Origin of the sequence: Legionella adelaidensis (assembly GCF_900637865.1) — a bacterium.
In the GTDB taxonomy this organism is placed as follows: domain Bacteria; phylum Pseudomonadota; class Gammaproteobacteria; order Legionellales; family Legionellaceae; genus Legionella_A; species Legionella_A adelaidensis.
Window position 1 is genome coordinate 12501 of sequence record NZ_LR134424.1, and the last position, 17054, is coordinate 29554.

Sequence of the window (17054 nt, forward strand, 5' to 3'; positions counted from 1 at the left end):
ATAAAAGTAAACCTTAAATGATTGACCTAGCTTCTTCCAGCGGGTATCTTAGCCCGGATAATTTGTTCAAGCTAGGTTCTTTTTCCTATTTTTCGCTTGAAAAAGTAGTTTTTTATCCAATGAAGTTAAAATTAACCCCTAAAGTATTTGCTTTATTTACACGAGATATCACAAAGGCATGATGGATTACAAACCCCGGGCCCCGGTGAAAAAATCTGCAAAACCTTCGAAATTAATAGCACTGGTTGCTTTGTTAATCGCTTTTTCTTTGCCTGTTTTATTGATAAAAACACTTCGTCATAAAAAAGAAGAGGAAGTTATTAAAGCAACTTTATCTCTTCCAAAAATTGAGGAAGAGGATATAGATGAAGCACCTGAAAAAGCGGAAAAAGAATGGGAAATCATTACTACCCAGCCCGGTGATACTTTATCTAGTATTTTTAAACGCTTAGGAATTAAAAGTCAGACGCTACAAACTATTTTAAACAAAAATCCCCATGCGAAAGCATTAACCCACATTAAACCCAATCAAGAGTTACATGTTCTTGTTAACGACGACGATCTCGAAAAATTAATCTTTCCTCTTTCACCTACCCAAGATTTGGTTATATACAAAGAAGGTAAGACTTATCGGAACCAAGTCAATACGCGAAAAATGGAGAGCCAAAATAATTATATTACTGCAACAGTACGCGGTTCTTTATACACTACTGCGAAGCGAGCGGGTATTCCTTATAAGCTTGTCCAACAAATGACAGAAATTTTCAATTGGGAAATTGACTTCGCTCGGGAAGTGAGAGCAGGTGACCGATTTACTATCGTATATAAAGCCTATTATATAGAAAATAACCTGGTGAATACCGGAGAAATTCTTGCTGTAACTTACACTACCCGCGATGAAACCCATAGGGCAATACGGCACCTAAATGCTGACGGCGATTACGATTACTTTAATGAAAAAGGAGTAAGCCTTAAAAAAGCCTTTTCACGTTATCCAGTAAAATTTAGTCATATTAGTTCTACATTTAGCAAATCTCGCATGCACCCTATCTTGCATTATCGCCGCCCACACAAAGGCATCGATCTTGCTGCTTCTTTAGGCACTCCCATACGTGCTACCGGGGACGGGCACATTGAATTTATTGGTAGAGATAATGGCTATGGAAATGTAATACGCATAAGCCACCATAAAACCTTTACTTCAGTTTATGGTCACATGTTGCGTTTTCAGAAAGGACTATCTAAAGGCGATAAAGTTAAACGTGGAGAGATTATTGGTTATGTAGGACAATCCGGTTTAGCTTCAGGCCCTCATTGTCATTATGAATTTCACGTGAATCACACCCCCAGAAATCCGGCAACAGTGGAGCTACCGCGGGCAGCGCCGGTTGCTGGTAGAGAAGTTGCAACATTCAAAGCGAAAGCAGCCGATTTACTAGCGCAAATGAAACTTTATGAAGAAGCGAACTTAGCCACTGGCAAAAAAGCAGTTGTAACCTCATAAAAAGAGATAACGGCAGACAATAACACTAGCAATAATACCAGCAATGTCTGCAAGTAACCCCGCAGGAATCGCATAACGTGTTCTTTGTATGCTTACAGCACCAAAATAAACAGCAATAACATAGAATGTAGTTTCAGTACTTCCCATCATAGTCGCAGCAGTTTTTGAAATAAAAGCATCCCCGCCATGTTGATGGATAATGTCTGCCATTACCGCATTTGAAGCACTACCGGAAAAAGGTCTTATTAATGCCAAAGGAAGCAGTTCCTCAGGCATTCCAATAAATTTTAATACAGGTGCCAAAAAGGAATAGAGAAGCTCAAAGAACCCGGATGCTCGTAGCATGCCAATTCCTACAAGCATAGCGATTAAGTAAGGAATGATACTAACGCTAGTTTCAAATCCTTGCTTTGCCCCTCCAATAAAAGCATCAAATACATTTACATTTTTTATAGCTGCATACAAAGGAATCCCTAAAATAAATAGCAAGAAAACGCCGTTTGAAAAATAATGGGCAAAAATATTCATAAATTATCCGCTGGTTTTATACGAAAAACAGGCAATTTTGCTAATTGTTTTACGGCAATAATCGCTACCAAAGTAGAAAAAGACGTGGCTATAATGGAGCTAAAAATTATACTACTCGGATCGGTACTCCTGTTTGCCGCCAAATAAGCAATAGCAGTGGCAGGAATGAGTTGAACGCTGGAGGTGTTAATTGCCAAAAAAGTACACATAGCATTACTGGCTGTATGCACATGTGTATTTAAACGCTGCAACTCTTTCATGGCTTGAAGCCCAAACGGTGTGGCAGCATTGGATAATCCCAGCATATTTGCAGCCAAATTCATAACCATTGCCCCCATGGCAGGATGTTCAACCGGAACTTCGGGAAATAACCAACGCAAGAGAGGTCGAAGCGCTTTCGCAAAAACAGTAATTAATCCTGCTTCAGAAGCGATATTCATAATTCCAAGCCATAAGGTCATCATCCCGGTGAGTCCGAGAGCAACCTCAAAACCCAGTTTAGCCGAGGAGGTAACAGCCAGCACTACGGCATCAATCTTTCCCGTAATTAAGCCAACGAATACTGAAATAAATAGCATTCCTAGCCAGATAACATTTAACATGGTTGCTCTCTAATAGTCTGATAAGTTATCATATCGATTTTTTACTGCGCAAAAAATATGAAAAAATTCCTATTTAACTTTGCTTTTATCGCCCTTTTTCTTATCTCCCTCAATTTCTCTGTTTTTGCCAGTAAAAATATGGAGCAAGAGGCGGACAAGACGATTATTCCACTTTATCGTATGCTTGAGAATAAGTCACCGCTTCCTATGAATCGCCGCCTTGAATTTATCAGCGAACAATTTTTAAATAAACCCTATTTATTAGGCGCTTTAGGAGAGGGAACCAACGGTGATTTTGATCAATTTCCTTTATATAGAGTCGACAGTTTCGATTGTGAGACTTATGTAGACACCGTTTTAGCGTTAGCATTAGCAAAAGATCTTTCTTCTTTTAAAAGCTACATACGCAAGATCCGCTACCAAGATGGGGTAGTTTCTTATACTAGCAGGAATCATTTTACCTCTATCGACTGGAACTTAAATAATCAACACTTTGGATATCTAGAAGATATTACGAATGACATAACTTTAGATAAGAAACCTGTAGCAGAGATAGCCACTGCACTTATTGAAAAACCTAATTGGTATCAACACTTACCTATAGATAATGTGCGTTTATTAAAGAATGATCCCAATTTACAAAAATTGAAATGGGCAGAATTAAAATACAAAGGGAGTAAGCTAAGTAATCAAATATCTCACATCCCTTATTTACCCTTAAATAAGCTTTTCGACAGCAAAGAAAAGGCTAACAATGCTTTGTTTAAACAAATTCCCAACGGCGCGATTATTGAGATAGTAAGACCAAATTGGCAACTACGAGATAAGATTGGCACTAATTTAAATGTTTCTCATATGGGTTTTGCATTTTGGATTAATGGCGTTTTAGTATTCCGTCAAGCCTCGAGTAATTTTAGCAAAACGATTGATGTGTCATTGATTGATTATTTACGCGAAGCATTAAAGAGCCCTACTATTAAAGGAATTAATATTCAAATAGTTAAGCCGCAAGAACCCACTAAATAATATAATAGGTCCCTATAGCAATTGTTCGGTTAAAGGGCACTTGGTAAAACTCTATATTTAAATTAGTGGAATAATTACGCACTAGAAATGCGAATAGCTTTTCCTGCCAAAAAAACCATAGCGTTCTTTTCTTTCTAGAAGCTACTACGTTAGGTATTTCAATTAGATAAGTAGCATTTTCTGTATTCACTTTAAATGGCAAAAGGTTTCTGTCTTCTGCCGCTGCTAACGCTTTTGGTACAGAAACAGTGTCCATAAAGCCATAATGTAAAGTGAGTTCACAAATATTAGGTTTTAAACACTTAATTTCAAAACGGTTGTCTAGTGAAACATAAGGAATATTTTCAACGGTATAATTCACGATTAACACATGATCCGGCATGGTGCGGTTTAATTTCAAAAAGTGTAAAAAACTACCCCCGCTCTTATCATAGATATCCGTTATAAAAATAGCTGTTGCACTTGGTAAACGATTTAAACTCTTATAATCCAATTGTTTCAATATTTTAGAAAACTCATCTTTCTGTAAATAGTAATTTTTTTGCAAGGCTTGTCGCCCTTTATTCCATGTATACATAATAAATGCACAAATCATGGCAAACACAATTGGAACCCAACCTCCAGTAGTCAATTTATGTGCATTTGCTCCCAAATATGCAATATCCACTATCCCGAAAAATGAAAACAAAAGGATAAGCGCAAACTTATTCCATCGCCATTTGGTTAACGCTAAATAAGAAGTCAATATAGTTGTTAGTAACATATCCAGGTTAACAGCTATGCCATAAGCATGGGTCAAAGCATTTGAATTACGAAAAGTTAAAACTAACAAAACAGTGCCAAGAGCCAGGAGCAAGTTTATTTGCGGAATAAAAATTTGGCCCGGCTTTGTTTTGGAGGTTTGGATAATAGGTAGATGAGGATACAAACCAAGCAACACTGCTTGCTTGGTTAATGAAAAAGTCGCTGAAATAACTGCTTGCGAAGCAATTATAGTAGCCATAGTAGCCAGAATTAATAAGGGGAAAGAAAACCACCCGGGCGCCAGCATGTAAAAGGGATTCACTATTGCTTGGGGGTGGGTAATTAAAAACGCACCTTGACCAAAGTAATTAGCTAGTAAAGCCGGCAAGGCTATGAAAAACCAACTTAAACGAATCGGAAGTTTTCCAAAATGTCCTAAATCAGCGTATAAAGCTTCCCCGCCAGTCACCACAAGGAACACACCCCCTAATAAAAGGTATCCGCTCCAACCATTTGTGAGAAAAAAATTAACGGCATATATTGGATTGACAGCTTTTAAAACAACGGGAGTTTCTAAAATTTGAACTAACCCTAATATCCCTATTGTTAAAAACCAAATAAAAATAATGGGACCAAATATAAAGCCAATTTTTTCTGTCCCAAAAGACTGGACGGAAAATAGAGCAACTAAAATCCCTATGGTAAGAGGTAACACCCAATCGGAGAGTGAAGGTAAAATAACGTTCAAACCTTCTATAGCACTAATTACCGAAATCGCAGGCGTAAGCATACCATCGCCTAATAACAATCCTGCTCCGAAGATGCCTAAGACGAAAAAGATTTCAGGATTTTTTTCTTTGATACGGGTTAAGAGTGCCAATAAGGCCAGAATTCCCCCTTCGCCATCATTATCGGCTTTAAAAAGTACTATTAAGTATTTTACGGAGATAATGATGACTAAGGACCAAAAAATAAGCGATAAAACGCCTAACACATCTGTCATATTAATGGGTAAAGGACCAATAGATTCACGAATAGCATATAAAGGGCTTGTACCAATATCACCGTATACAACACCAAGAGCTGCTAAGGAAAGCGAAAAAGTAGATTGTGAAGCATTTAACTTCGGCTTACTCAAGGCTTAAATTCCTTTTATTTAATTAATTGAGGATAACAAGGGAGTTTTTACAAATCAATTCATTAAACTGCTGTTTTCATTGCGAAATGACTAAGGATCTTTATAATTGAAAAATTGATTGGGTTACAGGAGTAAAAATGTCTTTCAAACCCCTCACACAAAGGATACTAGGACTGATTGTACTTTGTATTTTTTTAACCAGTTGCTTTCAACCCCCTTTTAATAATTTTCAACCTGATCAAAAACGTTTGCGACAAACTACTTTCGGTTTCGTATACGGTGCGGCTGTGGGAGGCATGATTGGAGGTATTGCCGGGGGAGCTGGTGCAGCAGCAGCTGGAGCGGCACTAGGAGGTTTAACAGGCGCTGCCATAGCGATTAATCAAACTTCACGAGCAAATATCATCAAGGAGTTAAAACAACAAGATATTCAAGTAGTACAGTATGGAGATACAATGACCTTAATTGTGCCAACTGATAAAATTTTTGAATTCGGTACTCCCAAGATTAATGATATATGCTATCCCAGCTTTCTCAATATAGTCAGGCTCTTAAAATCCTATAAATGTGCTTGCCCCATTTATGTGGCTGCTTTTACCGATAATGTGGGTTCAAGATATCATAAAAGGATGCTCACACAAGCGAGAGCAGAGGCTATGCTTACTTTCTTATGGGCTAATAATATTCCAGCACAACGCATGAGTGCTGAAGGTTATGAAGATAAATATGCGGTGGGAGATAATAAATTAATCCGTGGAAGTGCATATAATCGACGCATTGAAATCCAATGGTTATTGTCTTGTAATAACATTCCACAAAAAGCGCCCATTATGAGCATGAAATAAATTTGCTAACAATTTGCAATTATTGTTAACAAAAAGAAAAATTTTACATCAACCGTTTAATTATTAATTATGTAGTCATTCACGAATGACAGGTGAGCGTTCTAAACTCAAATAATAATTAAACGGTAATAATTATGTACACCTTCTATAGAATGAAAAAGCCAACGTCCTTAGATGAAACAAATTGTAATTTTTTTGAACAAAGCAAATCCTTAACTGCCTATGTGAGCGGTAGCTTTTTATTAACCGCGGGTTTAAGTGCCATGAGCGTTGGGGCGGTTGCTGTTGCAGGGGCATTACCCGCCAGCCTAACGTTAGGGATTTTTCTCCTTCTTATAGGAGCACTCTCGATGGGAAGCGGTGTTGCAATCCTCCACAAAATGGAAGAAGCGTTTTCTCCCTTCGCGTAATATGCATCCCCAATGCAAAGTTTGTTGCTAAAGAATACATTTGTTATGATGCATTGTCATTCATAACAGGTGTATTCATGCGTTCTCGTTTCATTGGGGGCATACTTCTAATTGTGGGCACATCCATTGGCGGGGGGATGCTTGCTTTGCCGGTAGCCAATGCAGCCACAGGCTTTTGGGAGTCTTCCCTTTTCTTACTGCTTTGTTGGTTCATAATGACCCTGGGCGCTCTTTTCATTCTGGAAGTGAACCTCTATTTGCCCCCAGGTAACAATATGGTCTCTATGGCCGCTGCCACTCTAGGAAAGCCCGGTTTATTAATTGCCTGGCTTAGTTATTTATTCCTGCTCTACAGTCTGCTTTCTGCATATATTTCGGGAGGCGCAGATGTAATGGGCGGACTTTTAAAGCATATTCACTTACATCCGCATGAATGGGTATCCATCATCGTTTTCACTTTATTATTCGGAGGCGTAGTATACCGTGGGATACGCTCAGTCGATTTATTGAATAGAGCTCTAATGGGAGCAAAATTAGGCGTATACCTCCTACTGATTATTCTCATTGCTCCTTTTATTAAAGTAGAGCATTTTACTAACGGCGACTATCGCAATATAACCAGCACCGTAATGATCTTAATTACCTCTTTTGGTTTCGCCATTATTGTTCCCAATCTTCGCGTCTATTTTAATGACAACATTCGAGTATTACGCCAAGTTGTTTTAATCGGGTCATTGATACCACTTTTGTGTTACTTAGCCTGGGATGCGGTTATTATTGGAAGTTTACCTAGCGAGGGCTCTAATGGATTAATTAGTTTAATGAGCAATGAGCACGCCACCAGTTCACTCGCAAATATGCTTTCTCAGCGAGTAAATAATACTTTTATTAGCTCCATGTTTAACTTTTTTACTTCTATCTGCATGCTTACCGCATTTTTAGGAGTTTCTTTGTGTCTTATTAGCTTTCTAGCCGATGGATTGAAAATGGAACAGCGCGGAAAACAAGGCCTCACCTTGTTTCTGCTAACATTTTTACCCCCTGTATTAATTGTTGTTTATTATCCTGGAGCCTATATTTATGCGCTTAATTATGCTGGTTTTTTCTGTGTAATTTTATTATTGTTATTGCCTGCTGCTATGTCTTTCTTCGGCAGGCATAGATTCAAGGCAGAATATGTTGTTCCTGGAGGAAGATTTTTTCAACTATTGGTAATTCTTGCCTCTTTGTTTTTAATGGTTATAAGTGTGTAGGTTGCGCCTTGAGGCGCCAACTATATTGACAATTCATGCTCACTTAAATATCATATTGTTTTTATTTTAAACACTTGGTGATGAGGGCATTTTGGCTAATTCCAAAATAATCGGTGCGACATTACTCATTGTTGGAACCTCTATTGGTGGCGGAATGCTCGCTTTACCCGTTTCAACAGCCGCATTAGGCATGACCAATTCTATTTTTTTCCTTATTGGTTGTTGGTTAATAATGACCATAGGGGCATTGCTTATTTTAGAAGTTAATTTACGTCTTCCTGCCGGTAGCAATATGGTTTCTATGGCTAAAGAAACCCTCGGTATACCTGGCCAAGTTATTACATGGATAACTTATCTTTTCCTTCTTTATACCTTATTAGCCGCTTACATCTCTGGTGGTAGCGATGTTTTAAATTCTTTATTGCAAAAAGTGAATATTAACTTACCTGCGGGTTTAACCGCACTCTTGTTTACTTTTTTATTTAGTTTAGTGATTTATGCCGGTATTCGCGCGGTAGACTATTTGAATCGAGGACTAATGTTCGGCAAGTTAGGGGTTTATTTATTATTGGTTTTAATAATTTCGCCCCATGTTAACGTTGAATCATGGAAAGGCGGTTCTCTTGCAGCAATATCTGGTTGTCTAATGATCTTGGTCACGTCTTTTGGGTTTGCCTCGATTGTTCCCAGTCTTAGAGAATATTTTAAAGACGATATTACTAGCTTACGAAAAGTAATCCTTTTTGGTTCTTTAATCCCTTTAGTCTGTTATATCGCTTGGGATGCAGTGATTATGGGAGTCATTGATAAAGACGGTGCTAATGGTTTATTGAGTTTAATGGAAAGTGAGCACACTACCAGCGGCTTAACTTTGGCCTTAAGTGAGACAGTACATAGCCAGGTCATAACCGGTTTCTTTGGATTTTTCACCTCCATATGTATGGTCACCGCATTTTTAGGCGTTTCTTTAGGCCTATTTGACTTTTTAGCGGATGGCCTAAAGCTGAATAAGAGTGGGTTTCAGGGAAAAAGTGTCTTAGCATTAACTTTTCTTCCTCCTTTAGCGATTGTTTTGGCGAATCCAGGGATTTATTTAAAAGCGCTCGGCTATGCTGGAATATGTTGTGTCATTCTGCTTTTACTTCTCCCTGCGCTTATGGCGTGGCGAGGACGAAAATTAGAGAATTCATTCATCCTTGTTCCGGGCGGAAACTTTAGTCTGGCCTTGATAGGGCTTATAGCAGTGATCTTATTAAGTCTTTCTTTTACTTTAGGGTAACTCTTTCTTAATATATCTAAAAAGAATGTATCATTTTGCGAATTTTTTTAGGAAGGTTGTCTTGGGAAAACTTCATAAAATAGAGCCATTTTTCACTGGGTTTTAAGTTAATCTTGCTTAACTGTTCGGTATGTCTTTTATTTAAAGACTCTAAAAAATCAACGATACCGGGCAAACCTATTAATGTCGCAAAAGAGAAAGAATAGCGATATTGGAAAAGCATCTTAGGTAAAAACTTTTCCTCTAGATAGGCTAATTTTGAAATAATAAGCTCTTCTGGTGGAATACCGATTTCCTTATACATTTCTACTTGATTAAAATGACGCTGCTCATCTTTAAATATTTCAGAAAAAACCTTAGGAGCGATATTGGACTTCGTTAAGCTATAAAATATTTGTTCCAACCAGCCTTTACCAATTAAATTAAATAAAACGACCCCCATCTTTGGGCATTCTTGCATGCGTATAAAATTGCATAATGACTCTAAATTTTCATCATAAGCTGGAGGGGTAGCGTCTGGCAGGCAAAGCAGCTTCACAATCTTTTTAAAAACCAGTACGTGAAAAATTTCATCCACTAATTGTAAATGCATCGTTTTGCGTAACTGCGCGGTAGGTAATTTTTCTTTAAACGTTAAAGGTATTTGCAATGCAAGAATTTCTAATTGGGCCAGGAAAGAAAAAGTATATATATAAAGTAATTTTCCTTGCTTTAGTTCAAATGGGAGACCGTCTTTAAAAATCTCATACATCCGGCTATTAATGTGTTCTTTTTCCTGTGAACTAATTTTCTGCCAACCCTGAAGAATCCAATTTTTATCAAAGGTTGAAGTTATTAAATTTCTACTAGTCACATTAAAATCCACACAAAGTATGCTTGAATCATACGAGCTCGAGGTATAAGCGTCAAGGCATCATTTCACGAGGTATCTATTGCATGTGATTTTTTGTTAGCTTAGAAAACAGTATACTTCTTCTCTTCTAACTGTTAATTTTGGGACGTTTTTTATGATGCATTGGAGTTATTTTGAAAATTCGACCTTTTTTGAAATGGGCAGGAAGTAAATACGCCTCTTTAGAGATCATATTGTCATCATTTCCCAAAGCGCATCGCTATATTGAACCTTTCGCAGGTTCGGCTGCTGTTTTTCTCAATACCCATTTTGAAAATAACGTGCTCGCGGAAGAAAACGCAGATGTAATTAATTTATTTAGTTTCATTAAAACGGAAGGACAAGCGTTTATAAATTATTGTGAACAATTTTTTACTCTTAAAAATAACAATAAGGAACAATACTATTTGTTACGCGAGGAATTTAATGTATGTGTCGAGTTACGCAAAAGAGCCGCTTTGTTTTTATATCTTAACCGACACGGATACAATGGCCTTTGTCGTTATAATAGTTCTGGGAAATACAATGTTCCCTTCGGACGCTATAAAGCTCCTGTCTTCCCTCGAAATGCGCTGGAGATTTTCTATGAAAAAAGCCAGAATACCGAATTAAAACATGCTGACTTTCGTATAACCTTTGCCAAAGCTAAAAAAGGGGACTTAATTTACTGCGATCCGCCTTATGTTCCGCTACAACAAACTTCTAATTTTACTGCGTATACGGATAAGCAATTTGGTGAGCAAGAGCAAATTATGCTTGCTGAATTAGCAAAGGATTGCGCTTCGCGTGGAATCACTGTGGTTATTTCAAATCATGATACGGAGTTTACACGTCATTATTATAAAGAAGGGAAAATACTGAGTTTCCCCGTGCAACGCCATATCAGCTGTAAACCCAGTATGCGAAAATCAGTAAGTGAACTTATTGCTATCTTTGCTAGCTAATTGCAGTACTCCGGTCTTTTAAGAAGAATGCAACTATCGTTACCATGATTAAAGATAAGGGTAATATGGAAAGGGCCAACTGGTAGTCCACAACAGTATAAATATGCTCACCGTTAATAACAGCACTGTCACCCAGAGTATCTAGCAATTTACCAACAAGCGGCTGAAATATTACGCCGCCCAAAGTTACAATCATATTGGTCGCAGCAAATACTGTTCCTGATAATTGTGCCCCGCTATTTTCCTTAGCCATAACAAACACAATGATTTCGGTAGCGCTAAATACACCGTATAAAAATAGTAAAATATTTAAGGTGATATAGTTTAAACCCGGGAAATACAAGACCAAGCTAATACAAATTAGTGAGAGTATGGCACCGAGAACTAAAAATAGCACACGGCGACCACTATGATCCGATAAGTAGCCCGAAATAGGAGCTCCCACAGCCCACCCTAAAAACATAGCCGAAATAGTGCGCGCAGCTTCTACTTTAGTTAGATGATGTGCTTGTTCTAAATAGGTTTTACCCCACAACTCCCCAAAAACTGATAAAGAGGTATATAAACAGGCCCCCACAAACCCTATAATCCATACTTGAGGGGAAGTTAACACATGCCAAACATTTTTGAAAAACTCAGGCAAGGGTTGAGTTTTAGAAAAATGACCGCCAGGGCCGTCTCTTACAATAAGAAAAATGATCAGGGTGAGGATGCCTCCGGCGATTACCATCGCTGTAAGAACGTACTGTAATCCCATTGAAACCGCCATTTCGGTGATCTTTACCTCTCCATAAACTAATCCTAACATCCCTAAGGTGGTAATAAGACCGGCTACCAAGGAAAAATATTTTTTGGGTAACCAATGCATCGCTAAGGACAATACACCTACAAAGGCAAAGGAGGAACCAAAACCAACTAAGAATCGACCACTTGCGGCAATTGCCATAGAGGAAGAATAGGAAAACATAAAAGAACCGATGGTACAGCATAAGCAAGCGAAAGAAAGTAATCGCCTGGGTCCATATCTATCCATTAATAAACCGACGGGCAACTGCATAGGGGAGTATGCAAAATAATAAAATGCAGAGAGCTGCCCAAAAGTTGTTGCCGATATGTGCCCGAATTCTTCACTAATTTCAGCTTGCAAAGCACCGGGAATAATTCGCAAAATAAATTCATAACAATAAAAAAGAGCACCTATTGCACAAACTAGGCACCCAAAATAAAAATATTTGCGATTACTTTGACTAACTTCGAGGGTTGGCGTCAGCGTGGGCATGTGTTTCTCTTAAAAAGAAGGTCAATATTGCAGCAATTATTATACCAATTGGAATAATAGACAAAGCAAATTTAAAATCTTGCGCGTTGTATAAATGGGCCTGATTGACCGGAACTGTTGACAAGTTAGTTCGGTGCAGCAGACTCCAGTCCAGTAATTTTCCTACTAAAGGCTGCAAGAACATAGCCCCAATCATTACAATCATATTGGTCATGGCAATGGCTGTGCCTGCTGCTTCTTTTGGACTTAATTCACGCCCTACTGCAAACACAATAGCTTGCGCGCTATACAATAATCCCAAAACAAACATGAGGCCATTTAAAATAGTCTGATCTAAATTGGGGGTATAAAGAATAATTAACATTATTATCGCTGCACCGACCGCACCAACTACCATTGGCAATTTGCGACGTCTAATTTTATCAGAAATAAAACCCATGCTCGGGGCACCAATAGTAAACCCTAAAAATAAAAGAGAGTTAGCAAAGTCAGCCCCTGCATGTGAAAGACCATGCGCATCCCTCAAGTAAGGAATACCCCAGAGCTCTGCAAAAACCGTGGTAGGTAAATATACCAGGCAACCGTACAAGCCATTAATCCAAATTTGCTTATTACGGATAATAATTCCCAAATCAATCATATTACGGCGGAAACTGGTAATCGTTCCACCTGTCTGTTGGCCGCGCTTATGATCACGAATACCAAACCATAATACAAAAACCAAACCAATACCGAAAAATGCAGTGTAGTTATTTGTTTGTTGCCAGCTTAGATTAGCGACCATATCCCCTAAAAGATTATCGCCAATCATAGCGCCAATCGTTCCTAAAGCAGTGGCAATACCTGCTACCATTGCTAATTTATTCTCCGGCAACCAAATTGTAGCCAGTTTAAGCACGCCCACAAAGGCAAAGGCAGAGCCCAAGCCAACGAGAAACCGACCAGTAGCTGCAATGGAAAAACTATTGGTATTAGTAAATAAGAAGGTACCCACTACGCAAATCATACACGCGATGGTTATTAAGCGTCTTGGACCAAAACGATCCATCAAAACCCCAACAGGCAACTGCATGGGAACATAAGCGTAGTAATAAAAGGCTGAGAGTAATCCAAACCCTGTCGCGGTTAAATTGAAGTGTTGACGTAAAGCTGGCTCCATGACGCTTGGAGAAATGCGCAAAAAATATTCATAAGAATAATATACAGCACCAAGAGCACAAATAAACCACGCTAAAATTTGATAGTTTCTATTCGTTCTAGTAGACAAAATCAGTCTCCTTAACATCAAGTTAAGCAATAGTATTTATAGAAATTCTATAAATTTCCTATTCTATTAACACCCGTCGCAACAGCGGCTTGAGCCACGGCATTAGTGACTCTTTCTTTTAACCGGGGGTCAATTGGTTTAGGAATAATATACTGAGGACCGAAAGTCCAATCAGTAACGCCAGGGTAATTATCTTTCACTTCTTGAGGAACCGGTTCATGAGCCAGTTGCCGAATTGCTTCGACAGCTGCAATATGCATAGCTTGATTAATACAAGTAGCTCTCACATCCAGCGCGCCTCTAAAAATATATGGAAAACATAATACATTATTTACTTGGTTTGGATAGTCACTTCGGCCTGTAGCAATAATTAAATCTTCACAAGCAGCCAAAGCAACTTCGGGACGAATTTCCGGATCAGGGTTTGATAGTGCAAAAATAACCGGCTTTGGAGCCATTAATTTTAGTAAATCTACACTCAATAAATCTGAACGAGCGACTCCTATAAATACATCAGCATCTTCTAAAGCATCAGAAAGCGATCGTTTTGCTGTTTCATGCGCAAACAAGGCTTTGTGATCATTCAAATCATCACGTCCGCTATGGATAACGCCTTTACTATCTAATAGAAACATATTATCTTTTTTTGCGCCTAAAGCTAATAATAAACGCATAGAAGCAATACCGGCAGCACCTGCACCAATACATACAATACGGGCATCTTTTAATTTTTTGCCCTGAATCTCTAAAGCATTCAAGAGTCCTGCGGCCACTACAATGGCAGTTCCATGTTGATCATCATGAAACACAGGAATATTTAACTCTTCTATCAAAGCGCTTTCAATGTCAAAACATTCGGGTGCTTTAATATCTTCAAGATTAATCCCACCAAAAGTAGGAGAGATATTTTTTACCGTTTTAATGAATTCCTGGGGGTCATTCGCATCAATTTCAATATCAAATACATCTATGTCTGCAAAGCGTTTAAACAGGACGGCTTTTCCTTCCATAACCGGCTTGCTTGCCAAAGGACCTACATCACCGATTCCTAACACGGCAGTTCCATTAGTAATAACAGCAATTAGATTCCCTTTAGAGGTAAACCGATAGGCGTTTTCCGGATTTTCTGCAATGGCTAGCACCGGCTCAGCAACACCGGGCGTATAAGCAAGAGATAAGTCATCTTGAGAGTTGGTTGGTTTAGTAACATGCATACCCAATTTCCCTGGGGTGGGAAATTCGTGATAATTTAATGCACGCTCTTTTAAAACATTTTTCTTCAAAGTGTTTACTCTCTCTTAATGTTTAGGGAAAAATCATATAGAAAAAAACAAAGTATGAATAGATATGCTGGATAAAGAAGGCGCATACTGCTGCGCCCCTGGTTTTCTCTGAGTGAGTATGCGTAACATTCCGGAGATCCGTCGCATGGCTCAGGTCAGATAAGAAGTTTTACTTATCAGTGCGCGTTTTATAACGATCACGGAATTTTTGTACTCGGCCTCCGGTATCGACTAATTTTTGCTTACCGGTATAAAAAGGATGACATTTATCGCAAACTTCTATATTGAGTTTGTCACCTAAAGTGGAACGGGTTTCAAAAATGTTGCCACAACTACAAGTAACTTTAACTATTTTATACTCAGGATGAATCGAAGATTTCATAAATACCACTCTCTTTAAAAATAGCGAACATCGCCACTTAGTCTCTGCCAAGCACCATGCTCTTAATAAAAGACGGGCAACGATAGCAGATCTTATTGTATAAAGCAATAGAATTTAGTTTCTGACCATTTTAAAACGTAGCTATCACGGGTGCATGATCCGACGGTCTTTTAGCCCGTCTTGGGGCTATATCAATCTCACAATGGGTGCATTGATTAGTTAATACTTCACTTAATAATATATGATCAATCCTTAATCCCATATTGCGACGAAAACAACCTTGACGGTAATCCCACCAGCTAAAAATGGAGTCTTGACAAAAACTTCTAAAACTATCTTTTAACCCTAAATCTAAAAGCGAACTAAATGCCTTACGTTCTTCAGCGCTTACCATAACATTCCCTACCCAAACGCCTGGATCATGTACATCCCTATCTTCAGGAGCAATGTTAAAATCACCCACTACCGCTAACTTAGAATTTTTACTTAATTCTTCTTTAATGTACGCAATAACTTTCTCTAACCACTTAAGCTTATAAGCGTACTTATCCGATCCTACTGCACTGCCATTCGGCACATATAAATTAATAAGACGAATATCTCCCGTCGTGGCAGCAAGGACTCTTCTTTGCGGATCTTCAAAATCTGCTATATCTTTAACGACGTTGGACAGGGGAAACTTACTAATAATAGCGACCCCGTTATAAGATTTTTGACCGCTAAAAACAATATGATAGCCCCTTTCGATAAAAATTTGCGCAGGAAATTGCTCATCAATCATTTTAGTTTCTTGTACAGCTAGAATGTCCGTTTGCGAATGCTCTAACCATTCTAGTACTTGCTCTAATCTAATCTTTATGGAATTAACATTCCAAGTTGCTATTTTAAGCACACCATTCACCATGATACTCAATTAATAAAGGCGCGTGATCCGAAAACCGATTTTCCTTGTAGATGCCAACCTCTTTAATAGCATCGCGTAATCCAGGGGTAACTACTTGATAATCTATCCTCCATCCCACATTTTTTTCCCATGCCCTGCCTCTATTTGACCACCAAGTATACTGCTCTTCTTCTTGATTTTTTATACGAAAAGCATCGACAAAACCCAAAGGACCAAATAACTCATCCATCCAAGCTCTTTCTTCGGGTAGAAAACCGGAGTTTTTCTGATTCCCTCGCCAATTTTTTAAATCCACTTTCTTATGAGCGATATTATAATCACCGCAAATAATCAGCTCTCTTCCTTGCGCTTTTAATTCTTGTAAATGATTAGCAAAACGCGACAAAAAATCATATTTTACCGCCTGTCTACCTTCGCCGCTTGTGCCAGAAGGCATATATAAAGAGATAATACTTAAATTATTATAATCAAACTGTAAATAACGCCCTTCTTGATCACAGTATTCAAAGCCTAATCCTTTAAGAATTTTTGTAGGCCTATTCCGGGCATAAATGGCAACCCCACTATACCCTTTTTTTAACGCATCGTAGTATTCACAAAAATAATTCACGGGAAAAAATAAGGGGCTTGCTTGTAACTGATCAATCTGCGCTTTAGTTTCTTGAATACATACAAAATCAGCATTTTGTTGACTAAGCCACTCGTAAAAACCTTTACGAGCAGCAGATCGTATACCGTTAGCATTAAAACTAATTACTTTCATAGTTCGCTCTC

Annotated in this window: 18 protein-coding genes (1 of these 18 only partly in view); 7 read left to right on the forward strand and 11 right to left on the reverse strand. The window is 38.3% G+C overall.

Annotated features, from left to right (window positions below; all coding sequences use genetic code 11):
* On the reverse strand, positions 1-2 hold a 2-nt sliver of the coding sequence (gene tyrS / locus EL206_RS05555; RefSeq protein ID WP_058462241.1) for a tyrosine--tRNA ligase. Its footprint begins 1204 nt before the window's first position; only 2 of the gene's 1206 nt are visible here; only part of the start codon is in view: it crosses the left edge, with 2 bases visible at positions 1-2; the stop codon falls past the left edge of the window.
* Between the two features lie 179 nt (positions 3-181).
* Here tyrS and EL206_RS05560 point away from each other — a divergent pair, with 179 nt between their 5' ends.
* Positions 182-1504: a peptidoglycan DD-metalloendopeptidase family protein gene (locus EL206_RS05560; protein WP_058462242.1), complete on the forward strand. Its 1323-nt coding sequence runs from the start codon at positions 182-184 to the stop codon at positions 1502-1504.
* Here the strand turns inward: EL206_RS05560 and EL206_RS05565 are convergent.
* Positions 1499-2032: a spore maturation protein gene (locus EL206_RS05565; protein ID WP_058462243.1), complete on the reverse strand. Its 534-nt coding sequence runs from the start codon at positions 2030-2032 to the stop codon at positions 1499-1501. The genes EL206_RS05560 and EL206_RS05565 overlap by 6 nt on opposite strands.
* Complete coding sequence (locus EL206_RS05570) at positions 2029-2634, reverse strand: nucleoside recognition domain-containing protein (protein ID WP_058462244.1); 606 nt, start codon at positions 2632-2634, stop codon at positions 2029-2031. The genes EL206_RS05565 and EL206_RS05570 overlap by 4 nt, the downstream gene beginning before the upstream one ends.
* Before the next feature lie 57 nt (positions 2635-2691).
* On the opposite strand from EL206_RS05570, the gene EL206_RS05575 reads away from it, so the two are divergent.
* Positions 2692-3660: an N-acetylmuramoyl-L-alanine amidase-like domain-containing protein gene (locus EL206_RS05575; protein WP_058462245.1), complete on the forward strand. Its 969-nt coding sequence runs from the start codon at positions 2692-2694 to the stop codon at positions 3658-3660.
* On the opposite strand, the gene EL206_RS05580 is transcribed toward EL206_RS05575, so the two are convergent.
* On the reverse strand, positions 3653-5542 hold the full coding sequence (locus EL206_RS05580) for a potassium transporter Kup (RefSeq protein ID WP_058462246.1): 1890 nt from the start codon (positions 5540-5542) through the stop codon (positions 3653-3655). The genes EL206_RS05575 and EL206_RS05580 overlap by 8 nt on opposite strands.
* A gap of 137 nt (positions 5543-5679) precedes the next feature.
* Here EL206_RS05580 and cmpA point away from each other — a divergent pair, with 137 nt between their 5' ends.
* The 4 genes from cmpA (at position 5680) to EL206_RS05600 (ending at position 9329) form a co-directional block, all read left to right on the forward strand.
* Positions 5680-6387 carry a C-OmpA-like family protein CmpA gene (gene cmpA / locus EL206_RS05585; protein ID WP_058462247.1) on the forward strand — a complete coding sequence of 236 codons (708 nt, stop codon included), beginning with the start codon at positions 5680-5682 and terminating at the stop codon, positions 6385-6387.
* 152 nt (positions 6388-6539) lie between these two features.
* A complete protein-coding gene (locus EL206_RS05590; RefSeq protein ID WP_058462248.1) occupies positions 6540-6797 on the forward strand; it encodes a hypothetical protein in 258 nt (85 codons plus the stop codon).
* Between the two features lie 77 nt (positions 6798-6874).
* Complete coding sequence (locus tag EL206_RS05595) at positions 6875-8050, forward strand: amino acid permease (protein ID WP_058462249.1); 1176 nt, start codon at positions 6875-6877, stop codon at positions 8048-8050.
* A 91-nt stretch (positions 8051-8141) separates the two neighbouring features.
* On the forward strand, positions 8142-9329 hold the full coding sequence (locus EL206_RS05600; RefSeq protein WP_058462250.1) for an amino acid permease: 1188 nt from the start codon (positions 8142-8144) through the stop codon (positions 9327-9329).
* Between the two features lie 16 nt (positions 9330-9345).
* On the opposite strand, the gene EL206_RS05605 is transcribed toward EL206_RS05600, so the two are convergent.
* Positions 9346-10182 (reverse strand): hypothetical protein, encoded by an 837-nt coding sequence (locus EL206_RS05605; protein WP_058462251.1) that lies wholly within the window; start codon positions 10180-10182, stop codon positions 9346-9348.
* A 170-nt stretch (positions 10183-10352) separates the two neighbouring features.
* Between EL206_RS05605 and EL206_RS05610 the strand changes: the two genes are divergently transcribed.
* A complete protein-coding gene (locus tag EL206_RS05610) occupies positions 10353-11165 on the forward strand; it encodes a Dam family site-specific DNA-(adenine-N6)-methyltransferase (protein WP_058462252.1) in 813 nt (270 codons plus the stop codon).
* Here the strand turns inward: EL206_RS05610 and EL206_RS05615 are convergent.
* The 6 genes from EL206_RS05615 to EL206_RS05640 all read right to left on the reverse strand — a co-directional run bounded on the left by EL206_RS05615 (position 11158) and on the right by EL206_RS05640 (position 17043).
* Positions 11158-12444 carry an MFS transporter gene (locus EL206_RS05615; protein ID WP_058462253.1) on the reverse strand — a complete coding sequence of 429 codons (1287 nt, stop codon included), beginning with the start codon at positions 12442-12444 and terminating at the stop codon, positions 11158-11160. The two genes, EL206_RS05610 and EL206_RS05615, sit on opposite strands and share 8 nt — an antisense overlap.
* Positions 12413-13711, reverse strand: a complete 1299-nt coding sequence (locus EL206_RS05620) for an MFS transporter (protein WP_232048526.1) — start codon at positions 13709-13711, stop codon at positions 12413-12415. Before EL206_RS05620 ends, EL206_RS05615 begins: the two co-directional genes overlap by 32 nt.
* A gap of 47 nt (positions 13712-13758) precedes the next feature.
* A complete protein-coding gene (locus EL206_RS05625) occupies positions 13759-14994 on the reverse strand; it encodes a malic enzyme-like NAD(P)-binding protein (RefSeq protein WP_058462255.1) in 1236 nt (411 codons plus the stop codon).
* 169 nt (positions 14995-15163) lie between these two features.
* A complete protein-coding gene (gene rpmE, locus EL206_RS05630) occupies positions 15164-15376 on the reverse strand; it encodes a 50S ribosomal protein L31 (protein ID WP_058462256.1) in 213 nt (70 codons plus the stop codon).
* Positions 15377-15506: 130 nt separating this feature from the next.
* The gene (gene xth / locus EL206_RS05635; protein WP_058462403.1) at positions 15507-16268 is read right to left on the reverse strand and encodes an exodeoxyribonuclease III; all 762 of its coding nucleotides are present in this window, start codon (positions 16266-16268) and stop codon (positions 15507-15509) included.
* Positions 16261-17043: an exodeoxyribonuclease III gene (locus EL206_RS05640; protein WP_058462257.1), complete on the reverse strand. Its 783-nt coding sequence runs from the start codon at positions 17041-17043 to the stop codon at positions 16261-16263. The genes xth and EL206_RS05640 overlap by 8 nt, the downstream gene beginning before the upstream one ends.
* Positions 17044-17054: the final 11 nt, after the last annotated feature.